Source organism: Mycolicibacter algericus DSM 45454 (genome assembly GCF_002086455.1).
Taxonomy (GTDB): Bacteria; Actinomycetota; Actinomycetes; order Mycobacteriales; family Mycobacteriaceae; genus Mycobacterium; species Mycobacterium algericum.
This window is the reverse complement of record NZ_MVHC01000031.1, coordinates 1-15,106: the sequence shown is the minus strand read 5'-3', so window position 1 is coordinate 15,106 and position 15,106 is coordinate 1. Positions and strand designations below refer to the sequence as shown.

General features: G+C 69.4%; 13 protein-coding genes and 1 pseudogene. 13 read left to right on the top strand and 1 reads right to left on the bottom strand.

The annotated features are described in order from the left end of the window. The first annotated feature begins 9 nt into the window (after window positions 1-9). The 13 genes from dxr (at window position 10) to BST10_RS19040 (ending at window position 14,897) form a co-directional block, all read left to right on the top strand. On the top strand, window positions 10-1,191 hold the full coding sequence (dxr, locus tag BST10_RS19100) for a 1-deoxy-D-xylulose-5-phosphate reductoisomerase (protein WP_232062417.1): 1,182 nt from the start codon (window positions 10-12) through the stop codon (window positions 1,189-1,191). Beyond that, window positions 1,188-2,405: a M50 family metallopeptidase gene (locus BST10_RS19095; RefSeq protein WP_041318233.1), complete on the top strand. Its 1,218-nt coding sequence runs from the start codon at window positions 1,188-1,190 to the stop codon at window positions 2,403-2,405. Before dxr ends, BST10_RS19095 begins: the two co-directional genes overlap by 4 nt. Window positions 2,406-2,418: 13 nt before the next feature. Next, on the top strand, window positions 2,419-3,591 hold the full coding sequence (gene ispG / locus BST10_RS19090; protein WP_013829518.1) for a flavodoxin-dependent (E)-4-hydroxy-3-methylbut-2-enyl-diphosphate synthase: 1,173 nt from the start codon (window positions 2,419-2,421) through the stop codon (window positions 3,589-3,591). A 111-nt stretch (window positions 3,592-3,702) separates the two neighbouring features. Continuing rightward, window positions 3,703-4,554, top strand: a complete 852-nt coding sequence (locus BST10_RS19085) for a GNAT family N-acetyltransferase (RefSeq protein ID WP_013829517.1) — start codon at window positions 3,703-3,705, stop codon at window positions 4,552-4,554. Between the two features lie 158 nt (window positions 4,555-4,712). Next, a complete protein-coding gene (locus BST10_RS19080) occupies window positions 4,713-6,533 on the top strand; it encodes a penicillin-binding transpeptidase domain-containing protein (RefSeq protein WP_041318229.1) in 1,821 nt (606 codons plus the stop codon). 47 nt (window positions 6,534-6,580) lie between these two features. Further along, window positions 6,581-7,153 (top strand): DUF1707 SHOCT-like domain-containing protein, encoded by a 573-nt coding sequence (locus tag BST10_RS19075; RefSeq protein ID WP_083039954.1) that lies wholly within the window; start codon window positions 6,581-6,583, stop codon window positions 7,151-7,153. Between the two features lie 101 nt (window positions 7,154-7,254). Continuing rightward, complete coding sequence (gene map, locus BST10_RS19070) at window positions 7,255-8,112, top strand: type I methionyl aminopeptidase (protein WP_013829514.1); 858 nt, start codon at window positions 7,255-7,257, stop codon at window positions 8,110-8,112. 80 nt (window positions 8,113-8,192) lie between these two features. Further along, on the top strand, window positions 8,193-8,756 hold the full coding sequence (locus BST10_RS19065) for an alpha/beta fold hydrolase (protein ID WP_013829513.1): 564 nt from the start codon (window positions 8,193-8,195) through the stop codon (window positions 8,754-8,756). Window positions 8,757-8,849: 93 nt separating this feature from the next. Then, entirely contained in the window at window positions 8,850-10,589 is a 1,740-nt protein-coding gene (locus BST10_RS19060; protein ID WP_013829512.1) for an AMP-binding protein, read from the top strand. A gap of 63 nt (window positions 10,590-10,652) precedes the next feature. Continuing rightward, window positions 10,653-12,017, top strand: a complete 1,365-nt coding sequence (locus BST10_RS19055) for a glutamine synthetase family protein (RefSeq protein WP_083039951.1) — start codon at window positions 10,653-10,655, stop codon at window positions 12,015-12,017. A gap of 22 nt (window positions 12,018-12,039) precedes the next feature. Beyond that, on the top strand, window positions 12,040-12,759 hold the full coding sequence (locus BST10_RS19050) for a gamma-glutamyl-gamma-aminobutyrate hydrolase family protein (RefSeq protein WP_083039948.1): 720 nt from the start codon (window positions 12,040-12,042) through the stop codon (window positions 12,757-12,759). After that, the gene (locus tag BST10_RS19045) at window positions 12,756-14,120 is read left to right on the top strand and encodes an aldehyde dehydrogenase family protein (protein ID WP_083039945.1); all 1,365 of its coding nucleotides are present in this window, start codon (window positions 12,756-12,758) and stop codon (window positions 14,118-14,120) included. Before BST10_RS19050 ends, BST10_RS19045 begins: the two co-directional genes overlap by 4 nt. Then, complete coding sequence (locus tag BST10_RS19040) at window positions 14,121-14,897, top strand: 3-oxoacyl-ACP reductase (protein WP_013829508.1); 777 nt, start codon at window positions 14,121-14,123, stop codon at window positions 14,895-14,897. Between the two features lie 8 nt (window positions 14,898-14,905). On the opposite strand, the pseudogene BST10_RS19035 reads toward BST10_RS19040, so the two are convergent. Continuing rightward, a pseudogene (locus tag BST10_RS19035) lies at window positions 14,906-15,106 on the bottom strand (HNH endonuclease signature motif containing protein); the annotation flags it as partial.

Genomic DNA, 15,106 nt, shown 5'->3' with positions numbered 1-15,106 from the left:
AATGAGCAGGTGAGTGTGTCTGCGGCGGGCCGGACCAGAGTTCTGCTGCTGGGCTCGACCGGCTCGATCGGAACCCAGGCGCTGCAGGTCATCGCCGCCAACCCGGATCGCTTCGAGGTGGTCGGGCTGGCGGCCGGCGGCGGCAACCCGAAGCTGCTGGCCGCTCAGCGCGCCCAGACCGGCGTCACCAACATCGCCGTGGCCGACGCGCAGGTCGGTGACGCGCTGGACGCCACCCACCTCGGGCCCAACGGCGTCACCCGTCTGGTCGAGGAAACCGAGGCCGATGTGGTGCTCAACGCCCTGGTCGGCGCATTGGGGCTGCGACCCACGCTGGCCGCGCTGCAAACCGGGGCCCGGCTGGCGCTGGCCAACAAGGAATCACTGATCGCCGGCGGGCCGCTGGTGCTGCAAGCCGCTGCGCCCGGCCAGATCGTGCCGGTGGATTCCGAGCATTCGGCGATCGCTCAGTGCCTGCGCTCCGGCACCGCCGACGAGGTCGCCAAGATCGTGCTCACCGCCTCGGGCGGCCCGTTCCGCGGCTACCGCGCCGCCGAGCTGGAGCACGTCACACCCGAGCAGGCGGGCGCGCATCCGACCTGGTCGATGGGCCCGATGAACACGCTGAACTCGGCATCGCTGGTGAACAAGGGGCTCGAGCTGATCGAGACCCACCTGCTGTTCGGCGTCGCCTACGAGCACATCGACGTCGTGGTGCACCCGCAGTCGATCGTGCACTCCATGGTCACCTTCACCGACGGCTCGACGATCGCCCAGGCCAGCCCGCCGGACATGAGGCTGCCGATCGCGTTGGCCTTGGGCTGGCCCGCCCGGGTGCCCGGCGCGGCGGCGGCATGCGACTTCACCAGCGCCTCCAGTTGGGAGTTCGAGCCGCTGGACGATGCGGTGTTCCCGGCGGTGCAGCTGGCGCGGCACGCCGGTCAGACCGGTGGCTGCATGACCGCGGTCTACAACGCCGCCAACGAAGAGGCAGCCGAAGCGTTCCTGGCGGGCCGGATCGGTTTCCCCGCGATCGTCGACACCATCGCCGAGGTGCTGGGCGCCGCCGACCAGTGGGCCGCGCAACCCGCTACCGTGGATGAGGTACTCGATGCGCAACGCTGGGCCCGCCAACGGGCGGCTCGCGCCGTCGAGGCGCTAGCTATGAGAAAGGTCGGAAGCACCCGATGATGTTTGCGGTCGGCATCGCGCTGTTCGCGCTGGCCATCCTGGTATCGGTGGCGCTGCACGAATGCGGCCACATGTGGGTGGCCCGGGCCACCGGGATGAAGGTGCGCCGCTACTTCGTCGGCTTCGGCACCACATTGTGGTCGACGCGCCGCGGCGACACCGAATACGGCCTCAAAGCGATCCCGGCCGGCGGCTTCTGCGACATCGCCGGCATGACGGCGGTGGAGGAACTGGCGCCCGACGAAGTCGAGCGCGCCATGTACAAGCAGCAGACCTGGAAGCGGGTGGCGGTGCTGTTCGCCGGCCCCGGCATGAACTTCGTCATCGGCCTGGTGCTGGTGTATGCCATCGCCACCATCTGGGGCCTGCCCAACCTGCACGCGCCCACCAGCGCGGTGATCGGCGAAACAGCTTGTGTGGCACCGGAAGTCGTCAAGGGGGAACTGGGCACGTGCTCGGGTCCCGGTCCGGCGGCGCTGGCGGGCGTGCGGGCCGGCGACGTGGTGGTCAAAGTCGGTGACACACCCGTGTCGACTTTCGAGGAGATGGCCGCCGCCGTGCGCAAACAGCACGGCACCGTCCCGATCGTCGTCGAACGCGACGGCCACGAGTTGACCAAGTACGTCGATGTGACGCCCACGCAGCGTTGGATCGCCGACGGGCGTGACAGCGAGGCGGTTCCCAGCACCGTGGGAGCCATCGGGGTGGGGGCCGCCCAGTTCGGGCCCACCCAGTACAACCCGATCACCGCGGTGCCGGCTACGTTCACCTTCAGCGGTGACCTGGCGGTGCTGCTGGGCAAGTCGCTGGCCAACATCCCGTCGAAAGTCGGCGCGCTGATGCACGCCATCGGCAACCCGAACGGGGAGCGTGACCCGGAGACTCCGATCAGCGTGGTGGGCGCCTCGATCATCGGCGGTGACACCGTCGACCACGGGCTGTGGGTGGCGTTCTGGTTCTTCCTGGCGCAGCTGAACTTCATCCTGGGCGTGCTCAACCTGGTGCCGTTGCTGCCGTTCGACGGCGGGCACATCGCGATCGCGCTGTACGAAAAGCTCCGCAACATGGTTCGTTCGGCACGCGGGAAGGTCGCGGCCGCGCCGGTGAACTATCTCAAGCTGATGCCGGCCACTTACGTAGTGTTGATCGTGGTGGTCGGTTACATGTTGCTTACCGTGACCGCCGACTTGGTCAACCCGATCAGGTTGTTTTGACAGGAGACCCCGCATGTCCGTCGGCCTAGGTATGCCGGCGGTGCCGGCGCCGACACTGGCGCCGCGCCGTAAGACCCGCCAGTTGATGGTCGGTGGCGTCGGGGTGGGCAGCGACCACCCGATCTCGGTGCAGTCGATGTGCACCACCAAGACCCACGACGTCGACGCGACGCTGCAGCAGATCGCCGCGCTGACCACGGCCGGCTGCGACATCGTGCGGGTGGCCTGCCCGCGCCAGGAGGACGCCGACGCGCTGGCGACCATCGCGCGCAAGAGCAAGATCCCGGTGATCGCCGACATCCACTTCCAGCCGAAGTACATCTTCGCCGCGATCGACGCCGGCTGTGCTGCGGTGCGGGTGAACCCGGGCAACATCAAGGAGTTCGACGGCCGGGTGGCCGATGTCGCCAAGGCTGCCGGCGCGGCCGGTGTGCCGATCCGGATCGGCGTCAACGCCGGCTCGCTGGACAAGCGGTTTTTGACCAAGTACGGCAAGGCCACCCCCGAGGCGCTGGTCGAGTCGGCGCTGTGGGAGGCGTCGCTGTTCGAGGAGCACGGCTTCGGCGACGTCAAGATCAGCGTCAAGCACAATGACCCGGTCGTGATGGTGGCCGCCTACGAGCAACTGGCCGAGCAGTGCGACTACCCGCTGCACCTGGGCGTCACCGAGGCCGGACCGGCGTTCCAGGGCACCATCAAGTCCGCCGTGGCGTTCGGCGCGCTGCTGTCCCGCGGCATCGGCGACACCATCCGGGTGTCGCTGTCCGCGCCGCCGGTCGAAGAGGTCAAGGTCGGCAACCAGATCCTGGAATCGCTCAACCTGCGTCCGCGGGGGCTGGAGATCGTCTCGTGCCCGTCGTGCGGTCGCGCGCAGGTCGACGTCTACAAGCTGGCCAACGAGGTCACCGCCGGGCTGGAGGGGCTCGACATCCCGCTGCGGGTCGCGGTGATGGGATGCGTGGTCAACGGACCCGGTGAGGCCCGCGAGGCGGATCTGGGTGTGGCCTCCGGCAACGGCAAGGGCCAGATCTTCGTCAAGGGCCAGGTGATCAAGACCGTCCCCGAGGCGCAGATCGTCGAGACCCTGATCGAGGAGGCGTTGCGCCTGGCTTCGGAGATGGGGGCGGTGGGAGCCGACGCCGGGGACGGAACTCCCGGCGGTGCGCCCACCGTCACCGTAAGCTGAACCCGGCGGTTCAGCGAGCCTCGACGGAGGAGCGGCGAAGCTGGGACCGCCGCATAAACCAGCCGATCCGCCGACCGCGCGCGGCACGTCAGTTCGCAAGAAAGAGTCACTATGTCGGCTCCGCCGGATTTCCGCCTCGATCAGCGACGGGTGTCCGTCGCGCGCGACGTCGGCGCGGTGTGGCGAGTGCTCGACGCCGATCCGGTCGGCTCCTGCATGGTTGCTGCCCGCGTCGCCGACCACGGTGTCGATCCCCGTTCCATCGGCGGCGAACTGTGGACGCGCGGCGGCGTGGACGAATCGCTGTGCTACGCCGGGGCGAACCTGATACCGCTGCGCGGGACGCCGGCCGACCTGACGGCCTTCGCCGACAAGGCGGTGAGCGCCATCCGGCGGTGTTCATCGCTGGTCGGCCGTGCCGAGTTGGTGTTGCCGATGTGGCAGCGCCTGGTAGATGTCTGGGGTCCGGCCCGCGACGTGCGCGAGAGCCAGCCGCTGATGGCGTTGCGCACCATGCCCGACTGCGCGATGGACCCGGAGGTTCGTCAGGTGCGCCCGGACGAACTCGACGCCTACCTGGTGGCGGCCGTCGACATGTTCATCGGCGAGGTCGGGGTGGATCCGCGGCTCGGTGACGGTGGCCGCGCCTACCGCCGCCGGGTGGCCAACCTGATCGCGGCCGGCCGGGCGTGGGCTCGGTTCGAACGTGGCGAGGTGGTGTTCAAGGCCGAGGTGGGCTCGCAGTCGCCGGCGGTGGGGCAGATCCAGGGCGTCTGGGTGCACCCCGAACGACGGGGACAAGGGCTGGGCTCCGGGGGCACCGCGATGCTGGCCGCGGTGATCGTCGGCACCGGCCGTGTCGCCAGCTTGTACGTCAACGATTTCAATGAGGTGGCTCGGGCCACCTACGAGCGGGTCGGGTTCACCCAGACCGGCACCTTTGCGACCGTGTTGCTGGACTGATCGGATGTGTGCCTGCCGCGAGTTGCTCGCCGAAGCTGGAGTTGGCGCGGACAAGTTCGAGTACCGGACACGCTGACTCTCCCCCGCAAGCGGCAGGTGCCCGCTGTCTCGGTGCGCCTCCGCGCCTCGGCCGTTTCCATTTCGTAACATCTGCCTCAATGACAACTGCAAGCTCATTAGCCACACGAGTCACAGGCATGTTCGCGGTGTTGCTCACCGTGGCCGGCTTGGCGGCGTGCACGCCCCGCCCGGACGGTCCCGCACCGGTCGCCGAGCGATTCTTCGCCGCGCTGGCCACCGGTGACACCGCGACCGCCGCCGAGCTCAGCGACGACCCGGCCACCGCCCGTAGCGCCCTCAACGCCGCCTGGGCAGGATTGCAGGCCGAGCACCTCGACGCCCAGGTCATCGGCACGCGCTACAACGACGACACCGGCACGGTGTCCTACCGCTACACCTGGCAGCTGCCGAAGAACCGCGCCTGGTCCTATGACGGCCAGCTCAAGATGGTGCGCAACGAAGGGCACTGGGCGGTCCGCTGGACGGCGACCGGCCTGCATCCCAAGCTCGGGGAACACCAGACCTTCGCGCTGCGGGCCGACCCGCCGCGCCGCGCCTCGGTCAACGAGGCCGGCGGTACCGACGTGTTGGTGCCCGGCTACGTCTACCACTACGAACTCGACGCCGGCCGGGCCGGGCGGAATCTGATGCGCACCGCGGGCGCGGTGATCGAGGTGCTGCGGCCGTTCGACGACACCCTGGGCGACCCGCAACGGCTCGCCGAGCAGGCCAGTTCCTCGGTCACTCCGCTGGACCTGATCACGCTGCGCAAGAACGACCACGACCGCGTCGAGGCGGCGATCGGCGCGCTGCCCGGGGTGGTGATCACCCCGCGTCCGGAGCTGCTGCCCACCGACGACCGGTTCGCGCCGGTGCTCGTCGGTGAGGTGAAGAAAGCCGTTGCGGACCGACTCGACGGCGAGGCGGGCTGGCGCGTCGTGAGCGTCAACCAGAACGGTGTCGACGTGGCGGTGCTGCACGAGGTCGACCCGTCACCGGCGCCGTCGCTGACGATCAGCCTGGACCGATCGGTTCAGCGTGCCGCCCAGAACGCGGTCAACACCCGTGGCAACAAGGCGATGATGGTGGTGATCAAACCGTCGACCGGCGAGCTGCTCGCGGTCGCGCAGAACGCCGCCGCCGACGCCGACGGACTGGTCGCGACCACCGGTCTGTACCCGCCCGGCTCGACGTTCAAGATGGTCACCGCCGGCGCGGCGATCGAACGGGACATGGTCTCCCCGAATTCGATGGTGGGCTGTCCCGGCAGCCTCGACATCGGCCAGCGCACCATCCCCAACTACGGCGGGTTCGACCTGGGGATGGTGTCGATGTCGCGGGCCTTCGCCAACTCGTGCAACACCACGTTCGCCGAACTGGCCAGCCGGATGCCGCCGCGGGCGCTCTCCCAGGCGGCCAGCCGGTATGGGATCGGGGTCGACTACCTGGTGGACGGCATCACCACCGTCACCGGTTCGGTGCCGCCGACGGTGGATCTGGCCGAACTGACCGAGGACGGATTCGGCCAGGGCAAGGTGCTGGCCAGCCCGTTCGGCGTCGCGTTGGCCGCGGCGACGGTGGCCGCCGGCAAGACTCCGGTGCCCCGGCTGATCGAGGGCCGGCCGACCACCGTCAACGGCCCGGTGGGCCCGCCGGTGAGCGACGAGATGCTCGACGGCCTGCGTCAGATGATGCGGCTGGTGGTCACCGACGGCACCGCCCGGGCCCTGGCCGGGTGCGGACCGGTGTTCGGCAAGACCGGCGAAGCCGAGTTCGCCGGCGGGTCGCATTCGTGGTTCGCCGGCTACCGCGGCGACATGGCCTTCGCGGCGCTGATCGTCGGCGGCGGGAGCTCGGAGTACGCGGTGCGGATGACCAAGGTGATGTTCGACTCGCTGCCGGACAACTTCCTGCTCTGACCGCACTCTGACGCACGCGCCGGCCCGCGGCGGTAAATTGAGAAGCCATGACCGGTCTCGATGACGTGGCCTTGCGTATTTCCGATGCGGACCGCAACGGCACGCTGCGTCGCCTGCACAACGCCGTCTCCCTCGGGCTGATCGACATCGGCGAATTCGAGGAGCGTGCCGCCCAGGTGTCGCAGGCGCGGATGCGCTCGGAACTCGACACCCTGATCGGAGACCTGCCGGGGCCGCGGGCGATCGTCAGCTCGGCGGCCGACCGGGTCGAACTGCGCGGCTGGGCCGGCTCGCTCAAGCGGCACGGGGAGTGGATCGTGCCGACTCGGCTGGCCCTGGTGCGGCGCCTGGGCTCGGTGGACCTCGATCTCACCAAGGCGCGGTTCGCCGGGCCGGTGGTCGTCATCGAACTCGACATGCGGTGCGGCTCGGTCGCCATCCGGTTGCCCGACGGCGCCAGCGCCTCCATCGACGACGTCGAGGTCTACTTCGGCAGCGCCAAGGACCATCGCAGGGACGCCCGCGCCGAGGGCACTCCGCATGTGGTGCTGGCCGGACGCGTGGTGTGCGGGTCAGTGGACATCAAGGGCCCCCAGCGCAAGCTGCGCTGGCGGCGCTGAACAGCTCCGCGGTGTCGATGGCGGTGACCCTCCCCCGCAAGCGGGAGGTGTCCCCATTTGCCCGGCTCCGCGGGCCTTGCGATCACCGCTAGGCTGGCGTGATGGCCGTCCGTACCCCGCTTTCCCCCGGTGTGGTGTCTCCGACGCTGCCGGTGCCCAAGTCGATCCCGCGGCCGGAATACGTCGGCAGATCCACCGCCGCCGAGGGCAGCGAGCCGTGGGTGCAGACACCCGAGGTGATCGAGAAGATGCGGGTGGCGGGCCGGATCGCCGCGGGCGCGCTGGCCGCGGCGGGCAGCGCCGTCGCCCCCGGGGTGACCACCGACGCGCTGGACCGCATCGCCCACGACTACATGGTCGACCACGGCGCCTACCCCTCCACGCTGGGCTACAAGGGCTTTCCGAAGTCGTGCTGCACCTCGCTCAACGAGGTCATCTGCCACGGCATCCCGGACTCGACGGTGATCGCCGACGGGGACATCGTCAACATCGACGTCACCGCTTATATCGACGGTGTGCACGGCGATACCAACGCCACCTTTCTGGCCGGGGAGGTCTCCGAGGAGCACCGCCTGCTGGTCGAGCGCACCCGGGAGGCCACGATGCGCGCGATCAAGGCGGTCAAACCGGGCCGGGCGCTGTCGGTGATCGGCCGGGTCATCGAGGCGTACGCGAATCGGTTCGGTTACAACGTGGTCCGCGACTTCACCGGCCATGGGATCGGCACCACCTTCCACAACGGACTGGTGGTGCTGCATTACGACCAGCCCGAGGTGGACACCGTCATCGAGCCGGGCATGACGTTCACCATCGAACCGATGATCAATCTCGGGACGTTGGACTACGAGATCTGGGATGACGACTGGACGGTCGTCACCAGCGACGGGCAGTGGACTGCGCAGTTCGAGCACACCTTGGTGGTCACCGATGACGGGGCCGAGATCCTGACACTTCCGTGACGTCACCGCCGTTTCTGTTGAGCTGCTGAGGGCCTGTCAAAACCGCCCCATGCGGCCCCGCTGGCGGTAGCGTTGCGAAAATGCCGGGCACGATGATGACCATCGACGGGTTTCCGATCCCGATCGATGTCGCCGGCCCGCACAACGGGCCGGTCGTGGTCATGCTCGCGGCGGCCCAACACCCGCTGACCGCCTACGAGGCGGTCTGTCAACGGCTGCACACTGCGTCGTTGCGAACCATCGTGATCGGCGCCGACTCGCGACTGACACCCAAGGCCGTGGTGGGCATCCTGGATTCGCTGGGAGTCCAATGCGGGGTACTGGTGGGCGACCGCAGCGGTGGTGACAACGCCTGGGAGCTCGCGGCCACCCGCCCGGACCGGTTCACCGGCCTGGTGGTACTCGACCGCGGACATCCGCGGGCACCGGATCTGGGCGGGGCGATCCGCGACGAACGCTGCCCGCCGGTGGAGATCAACACCACCGTGCTGGTCAGTTCCCGCGCCGCCGCTTCGGTGGCCGAAGCCAGCCAGCGGTTCGTCTACGGCGAACACCGGCTGGTGATGCTTCCCGGGCGCCGCAGCGCGAGTGAGTTCACCGCGCAACTCGCGATGGAGATCGTGTTGCGGGCCAGTACCTGGTAGAGGCTGGCGTCAAGAGTAAGTTCGGCATCGCCGTGCGGCATCGGGGGCCGCCGCGTTCGGAAAAATCGAATAGCACAAATCTGGGGGTAAGAAGTGTTGTCGTGGGGGCATTCGATACCGGCACTGCTGCGTGAACGGGCTCAGCAATGGCCGGACCGGCCGGCGTTCACCTTCATCGACTACGACGTCGATCAAGCGGGCTACGCAGAGACCCTGACGTGGCCGCAGATCCTGCGGCGCACGGAGTCGGTCGCCGTCGAGGTGGCCGCGGTGGCTTCGCCGGGCGACCGCGTCGCGTTACTGGCGCCGCAGGGCCTGGAATACATCGCCGCCTTCTTCGGCGCGATGGAGGCCGGCTGCATCGTGGTCCCGCTACCGGTGCCGGCGTTCGGCAGCCGCGACGAACGCGTCACCGCGGCGCTGAAGGACTGCGCCCCAGCCGCGGTGCTGACCACATCGGCCGTGGCCGGTGACATCAACGCCTGCGTGAGCGCCGTCGGGGGCAACCCGCCGGCGATCATCGAGGTGGATCTGCTCGACCTCGACTCGCCCGCCGGCTGGAACGGTGCCGGCGCGCTCACCACCAAGACCGCGCTGCTGCAGTACACCTCGGGCTCGACCGGTTCGCCGCGAGGCGTGGTGGTCTCGCACCGGAACGTGTTCGCCAACATCGAGCAGGTCCTGGCCGACTACTTCGGCGACGACGGGGGAGTGGCACCGGCCGACACCACCCTGGTGTCGTGGCTGCCGTTCTACCACGACATGGGGCTGCTGCTCGGCGTCATGGGCGCCGTCACGCTGGGCCGCCACTCGGTGATCATGAGTCCGATCGCCTTCCTGCAGAAGCCGGCCCGGTGGATGCAGCAGCTCGCCGGCAACCCCTGTTCGTTCACCGCCGGGCCGAACTTCGCGTTCGAGCTGGCCTCGCGACGCACGACCGACGACGACATGGCCGGACTCGACCTCGGCGGGGTGCACACCATCTTGAGCGGCAGCGAGCGCATCCACGCGGCGACGATCCGCCGCTTCACCGAGCGATTCGCCCGCTTCAACCTGCCGGCCAACGCCCTGGCACCCTCCTACGGGCTGGCCGAGGCGATGGTCTACGTGGCATCGGCGCCGCGCACGCATCGGCCGGTGACGGTCCGGCTCGACTACGAGAAACTGGTGGCCGGCACCGCCGAGGTCAGCCCCGCGGGCGCCGACCTGGTCAGCATCGGTGCCCCGCGCGCCTGCACGGTGCGGATCGTCGACCCCGACAGCCGTACCGAGAACCCCGCGGGCAAGGTGGGCGAGATCTGGATCCACGGGCCCAACGTCGCCAGCGGCTACTGGCACAACCCGGAGGCGACCGAACGCACCTTCGGGGGGCGGCTCGACGTTCCGACCCCGGGCACCCCTACGGGACCCTGGTTGCGCACCGGGGATCTGGGCGTCATCCACGACGGTGAGCTGTTGGTCGTCGGCCGTATCAAGGATCTGTTGATCGTTGATGGCCGCAACCACTACCCCGACGACATCGAGGCCACGGTGCAGGAGCTCACCGGCGGCCGGGTGGCTGCCGTCCCGGTCAGCCGGGACGGCCGCGAGCAGCTGGTCGTCATCGCCGAAGTCAAGAGCCGGGGCAATCCCGACGAGGAATCTCAGCGGATGCAGACCCTGAAACGGGAAGTGGCGGCGGAGGTTTCGCGATTGCACGGGGTCCGGGTGGCCGATCTGGTGCTGGTGGCGCCCGGCTCGTTACCGATCACCACCAGCGGCAAGATCCGCCGGTCGACCTGTGCCGACTGCTACCGGTCCCAGCAATTCCGTCGGCTGGAGGCCATCGGCTGACGGCGGGCGGGTAGCCTGGCAGCACTCAACTGTCAGGGGGACCGTCGTCGGCGAAGGAGCACTATGACCCGGCCAGCGATGCTGTCCCAGATCGAACTGCAGCAACTGGTCGGGTCCGGCGATATCGACACCGTCGTGGTGGCATTCACCGACATGCAGGGCCGGCTGGTCGGGAAGCGGGTCGCGGCGCAGCACTTCCTCGACGAGGTCGCCGGCCACGGCGTGGAATGCTGCAGCTACCTGCTCGCCGTCGACGTCGAGATGAACACCGTCCCCGGCTACCCGATCGCCGACTGGGGAACCGGCTACGGCGATCTGGTGCTGCGACCCGACTTCGCCACGCTGCGACGCATCCCGTGGCTGCCCGGCACCGCCCACGTTCTCGCCGATGCCCGCTGGCCCGATGGCAGCCAGGTCGCGGTGTCGCCCCGCCAGATCCTGACCGCTCAGCTCGCACGGTTGGCCGAACGCGGGCTGGTCGCCTACGCCGCAACGGAACTGGAGTTCCTGGTCTTCGACGACAGCTACCGGCAGGCATGGGCCGCAGGTTATCGCGGCTTGACAGCGGCGACCGACTACAACGCGGACTACGGTCTGGTCGCCGGTGCCCGGCTGGAACCGCTGCTGCGTGACATCCGGTTGGGCATGGCCGGCGCCGGCATGCGTTGCGAGGGCGTCAAGGGGGAGTGCCACACCGGCCAGCAGGAGATCACCTTCCGCTACGAGGAGGCGCTGGTCGCCTGCGACAACCACAGCGTCTACAAGAGCGGCGCCAAGGAGATCGCCGACCAACACGGCAAGAGCCTGACGTTCATGGCCAAATTCGACGAACGCGAAGGCAACAGCTGCCATGTGCACCTGTCGCTGCGCAGCGCCGACGGCGAGGCGGTGTTCGCCGACCCGGCGGCACCGCACGGCATGTCGGGGTTGTTTCGCAGCTTCCTGGCCGGCCAGCTCGCCACCCTGGCTGAGCTGACGCTGTGTTACGCGCCGAACATCAATTCCTACAAACGGTTCGTCGGCGGCAGCTTCGCGCCGACCGTGATCGGGTGGGGCCTGGACAATCGCACCTGCGCCCTGCGGGTCATCGGCGGCGGTGACTCGCTGCGGGTGGAGTGCCGGGTGCCCGGCGGTGACGTCAACCCCTACCTGGCGGTGGCGGCGCTGATCGCGGCCGGCCTGCACGGGATCGACAACGATCTGGAACTTCCGGACCCGGTCGATGGTGACGCCTATCGCGCCGGACTGCCACAGTTGCCCACCACGCTCGCCGAGGCAGCCGCGGCGTTCGCCGAATCGGCGGTGGCGCGCAAGGCGTTCGGTGACGACGTGGTCGAGCATTACCTGCACGGCGCCCGAGTGGAGATGGACGCCTTCAACACCGCGGTGACCGACTGGGAAAGGGTTCGGGGCTTTGAGAGGTTCTGAACCGCGTGAACCGGTCGGCCCGGTGATCGGACTGACCAGCTACCTGGACCGGGCGCGGTTCGGGGTGTGGGATGTGCGGGCGGGGCTGTTGCCCGCCGCCTACCTTGAGGGCGTCACCGCCGCCGGTGGTATCGCGGTGCTGCTGCCGCCGCAGCCGGTGACACCCCAGATCGCCGCTCGGGTGCTCGACGGCATCTGCGGTCTGGTGATCACCGGCGGCCGAGACCTCGACCCGGCCGGCTACGGCCAGCCGCCGCACGCCGAGACCGATCAGCCCGACGCGACGCGTGACGCCTGGGAGTTCGCGCTGCTCGCCGAGGCGCTTCGGCGCCGGCTGCCGGTGCTGGGCATCTGCCGCGGCGCCCAGGTGCTCAATGTCGCACTCGGCGGGACGTTGCATCAGCATCTACCCGACGTGCTCGGCAGTGGCGGCCACCGGGCCGGCAACGGCGTGTTCACCCCGATGCCGGCGCGCACCGTGGCGGGCACCCGACTGGCCGACTTGCTGGGCGAGACCTGCCAGGTGCAGTGCTACCACCACCAGGCGATCGCCGAGCTGGGGGACAAGCTGGTGGTCAGCGCGCGCGATGACGACGGTGTCATCGAGGCGATCGAGCTTCCCGGAGAGGACTTCGTGCTCGCGGTCCAGTGGCATCCGGAGGCGTCGCTGGACGATCTGCGGCTGTTCACCGCGATCGTGGACGCGGCGCGCGACTATGCGGCGGCGCGGGTGAGCCGATGACGACACACGACCTCATCAACCCGGCCACCGGGGCGGCGTTCGGCTCCGTCGAGCACGTCGACGCCGCCGCGGTCGACGATGCGGTGGGCCGCGCGCAGGCCGCGCAGCGGCGGTGGGCGCGGTCGGCGCCGGCCGCGCGGGCGTCGGCGTTGCGGGACTTCGCCGCGGCAGTCGACGCCCACGTCGACGAGCTGGCCGCCCTCGAGGTGAGCAACGCCGGTCATCCGGTGTCGGCCGCCGAATGGGAGGCCGGGCATGTCCGCGACGTGCTGCAGTTCTACGCGGCCAGCCCGGAACGGTTGTCCGGTCAGCAGATACCGGTGGCCGGCGGGCTGGACGTCACCTTCCACGAGCCGCTCGGCGTGGTCGGCATCATCACCCCGTGGAACTTTCCGATGCCGATCGCAGCGTGGGGGTTCGCCCCGGCGCTGGCCGCCGGCAACGCGGTGCTGATCAAGCCCGCCGAGTGGACCCCGCTGACCACTATCAGGTTGGCGGAGTTGGCCGTTCACGCCGGCTTGGACCCTGATCTGCTGCAGGTGCTACCGGGACCCGGCGCCGAGGTGGGGGAGCGCCTGGTCACCCACCCGGATGTGGCCAAGGTCGTGTTCACCGGTTCCACCGTCACCGGCACCCGGGTGCTGGCGGCCGCGGCGCCCGGCGTCAAACGGGTCACGCTGGAGTTGGGCGGCAAGAGCGCCAACATCGTGTTCGCCGACTGCGACCTGGAGCAGGCGGCGGCCACCGCACCCTACGGGGTGTTCGACAACGCCGGGCAGGACTGCTGCGCCCGCAGCCGGATCCTGGTGCAGGCAAGTGTTTACGACCGTTTCATGGAGCTGCTCGAGCCCGCGGTCGCCGGTGTCGTGGTTGGCGACCCCGCCTCGCGTGACACCGAGATGGGCCCGCTGGTCTCACGACCGCACTGGGAGAAGGTGGCCTCCTACGTTCCCGACGACGCGCCGGTCGCCTTCCGCGGCCGGGCGCCCGACGGCCCGGGATTCTGGTTCCCGCCGACGGTGCTGACCCCGGCACGTGATGACCGCTGCGTCACCGAGGAGATCTTCGGCCCGGTGGTGACGGTACTGCCATTCGAGGATGAGGCCGACGCGGTGGCGCTGGCCAACGACACCGTCTACGGGCTGTCGGGTTCGATCTGGACCGACGACCTGTCGAGGGCGCTGCGGATGTCGCGCGCGGTGGAAGCCGGCAATCTGTCGGTGAATTCGCACTCGTCGGTGCGCTTCAACACACCGTTCGGCGGCTTCAAACAATCGGGGCTGGGCCGTGAGCTGGGGCCGGATGCCCCGCTGGCCTTCACCGACACCAAGAACGTGTTCATCGCAGTGAAGGAGAAGTGAGTGACCGACCTGACCCAACGCCTGGCCGGGCGCGTCGCCGTGGTGACCGGTGCCGGTGGCGGAATCGGCCTCGCGGCCGCCCGGCGCATGCGCTCCGAGGGTGCCCGCATCGTGGTCGGTGACCTCGACCCCTCGGCGGGCGCCGCGGTCGCCGAAGAACTGGACGGTCTGTTCCTCCCGGTCGACGTCTCCGACCAGGAGCAGGTCGACGCGCTGTTCGACACCGCGGCGCAGACCTTCGGCGCGGTCGACATCGCCTTCAACAACGCCGGCATCTCGCCGCCCGACGACGACCTGATCGAAACCACCGAATTGCCGGCCTGGCAACGTGTTCAGGACGTCAACCTGAAGTCGGTCTACCTGTGCTGCCGGGCTGCGCTGCGACACATGGCGCCGGCCGGACGCGGCTCGATCATCAATACCGCATCGTTCGTGGCGGTGATGGGTTCGGCCACCTCACAGATCTCCTACACGGCTTCCAAGGGCGGCGTGCTGGCCATGTCGCGGGAGCTCGGCGTGCAGTACGCCCGCCAGGGCATCCGGGTCAACGCCCTGTGCCCCGGACCGGTGAACACTCCACTGCTGCAGGAGTTGTTCGCCGCCGACCCGGAGCGCGCGGCGCGCCGGCTGGTGCACGTACCGGTGGGCCGGTTCGCCGAGCCGGAGGAGATCGCGGCCGCGGTGGCGTTCCTGGCCAGCGACGACGCCTCGTTCATCACCGGCTCGACGTTTCTGGTCGACGGCGGGATCAGCTCGGCGTATGTGACGCCGCTGTAATCCGCTGATTAGGGGCCATCGTCGTCGTTGGCGCTGTCGCGTAGCAGTTTCTCGGGGTGGTGGTAGCTGTTGGTGCGGGGTTGGCCGCGGTCGAGGTGGGCGGGGGGCAGCGTCTCGGTTACCCCGTCGGCGCGTTTGCGGGTGCGCCAGCCGTTGGACAGCAGTCGGTGGTGGGGGCCGCAGCGCAGGGTGAGGTCGTCGATGTCGGT

Excerpts from the sequence above, each read along its gene's own strand:
- BST10_RS19095 (WP_041318233.1), top strand. The coding sequence starts at position 1,188 with ATGATGTTTGCGGTCGGCATCGCGCTGTTCGCGCTGGCCATCCTGGTA.
- ispG (WP_013829518.1), top strand. The coding sequence starts at position 2,419 with ATGTCCGTCGGCCTAGGTATGCCGGCGGTGCCGGCGCCGACACTGGCG.
- BST10_RS19085 (WP_013829517.1), top strand. The coding sequence starts at position 3,703 with ATGTCGGCTCCGCCGGATTTCCGCCTCGATCAGCGACGGGTGTCCGTC.
- BST10_RS19080 (WP_041318229.1), top strand. The coding sequence starts at position 4,713 with ATGACAACTGCAAGCTCATTAGCCACACGAGTCACAGGCATGTTCGCG.
- BST10_RS19075 (WP_083039954.1), top strand. The coding sequence starts at position 6,581 with ATGACCGGTCTCGATGACGTGGCCTTGCGTATTTCCGATGCGGACCGC.
- map (WP_013829514.1), top strand. The coding sequence starts at position 7,255 with ATGGCCGTCCGTACCCCGCTTTCCCCCGGTGTGGTGTCTCCGACGCTG.
- BST10_RS19065 (WP_013829513.1), top strand. The coding sequence starts at position 8,193 with ATGCCGGGCACGATGATGACCATCGACGGGTTTCCGATCCCGATCGAT.
- BST10_RS19055 (WP_083039951.1), top strand. The coding sequence starts at position 10,653 with ATGACCCGGCCAGCGATGCTGTCCCAGATCGAACTGCAGCAACTGGTC.
- BST10_RS19045 (WP_083039945.1), top strand. The coding sequence starts at position 12,756 with ATGACGACACACGACCTCATCAACCCGGCCACCGGGGCGGCGTTCGGC.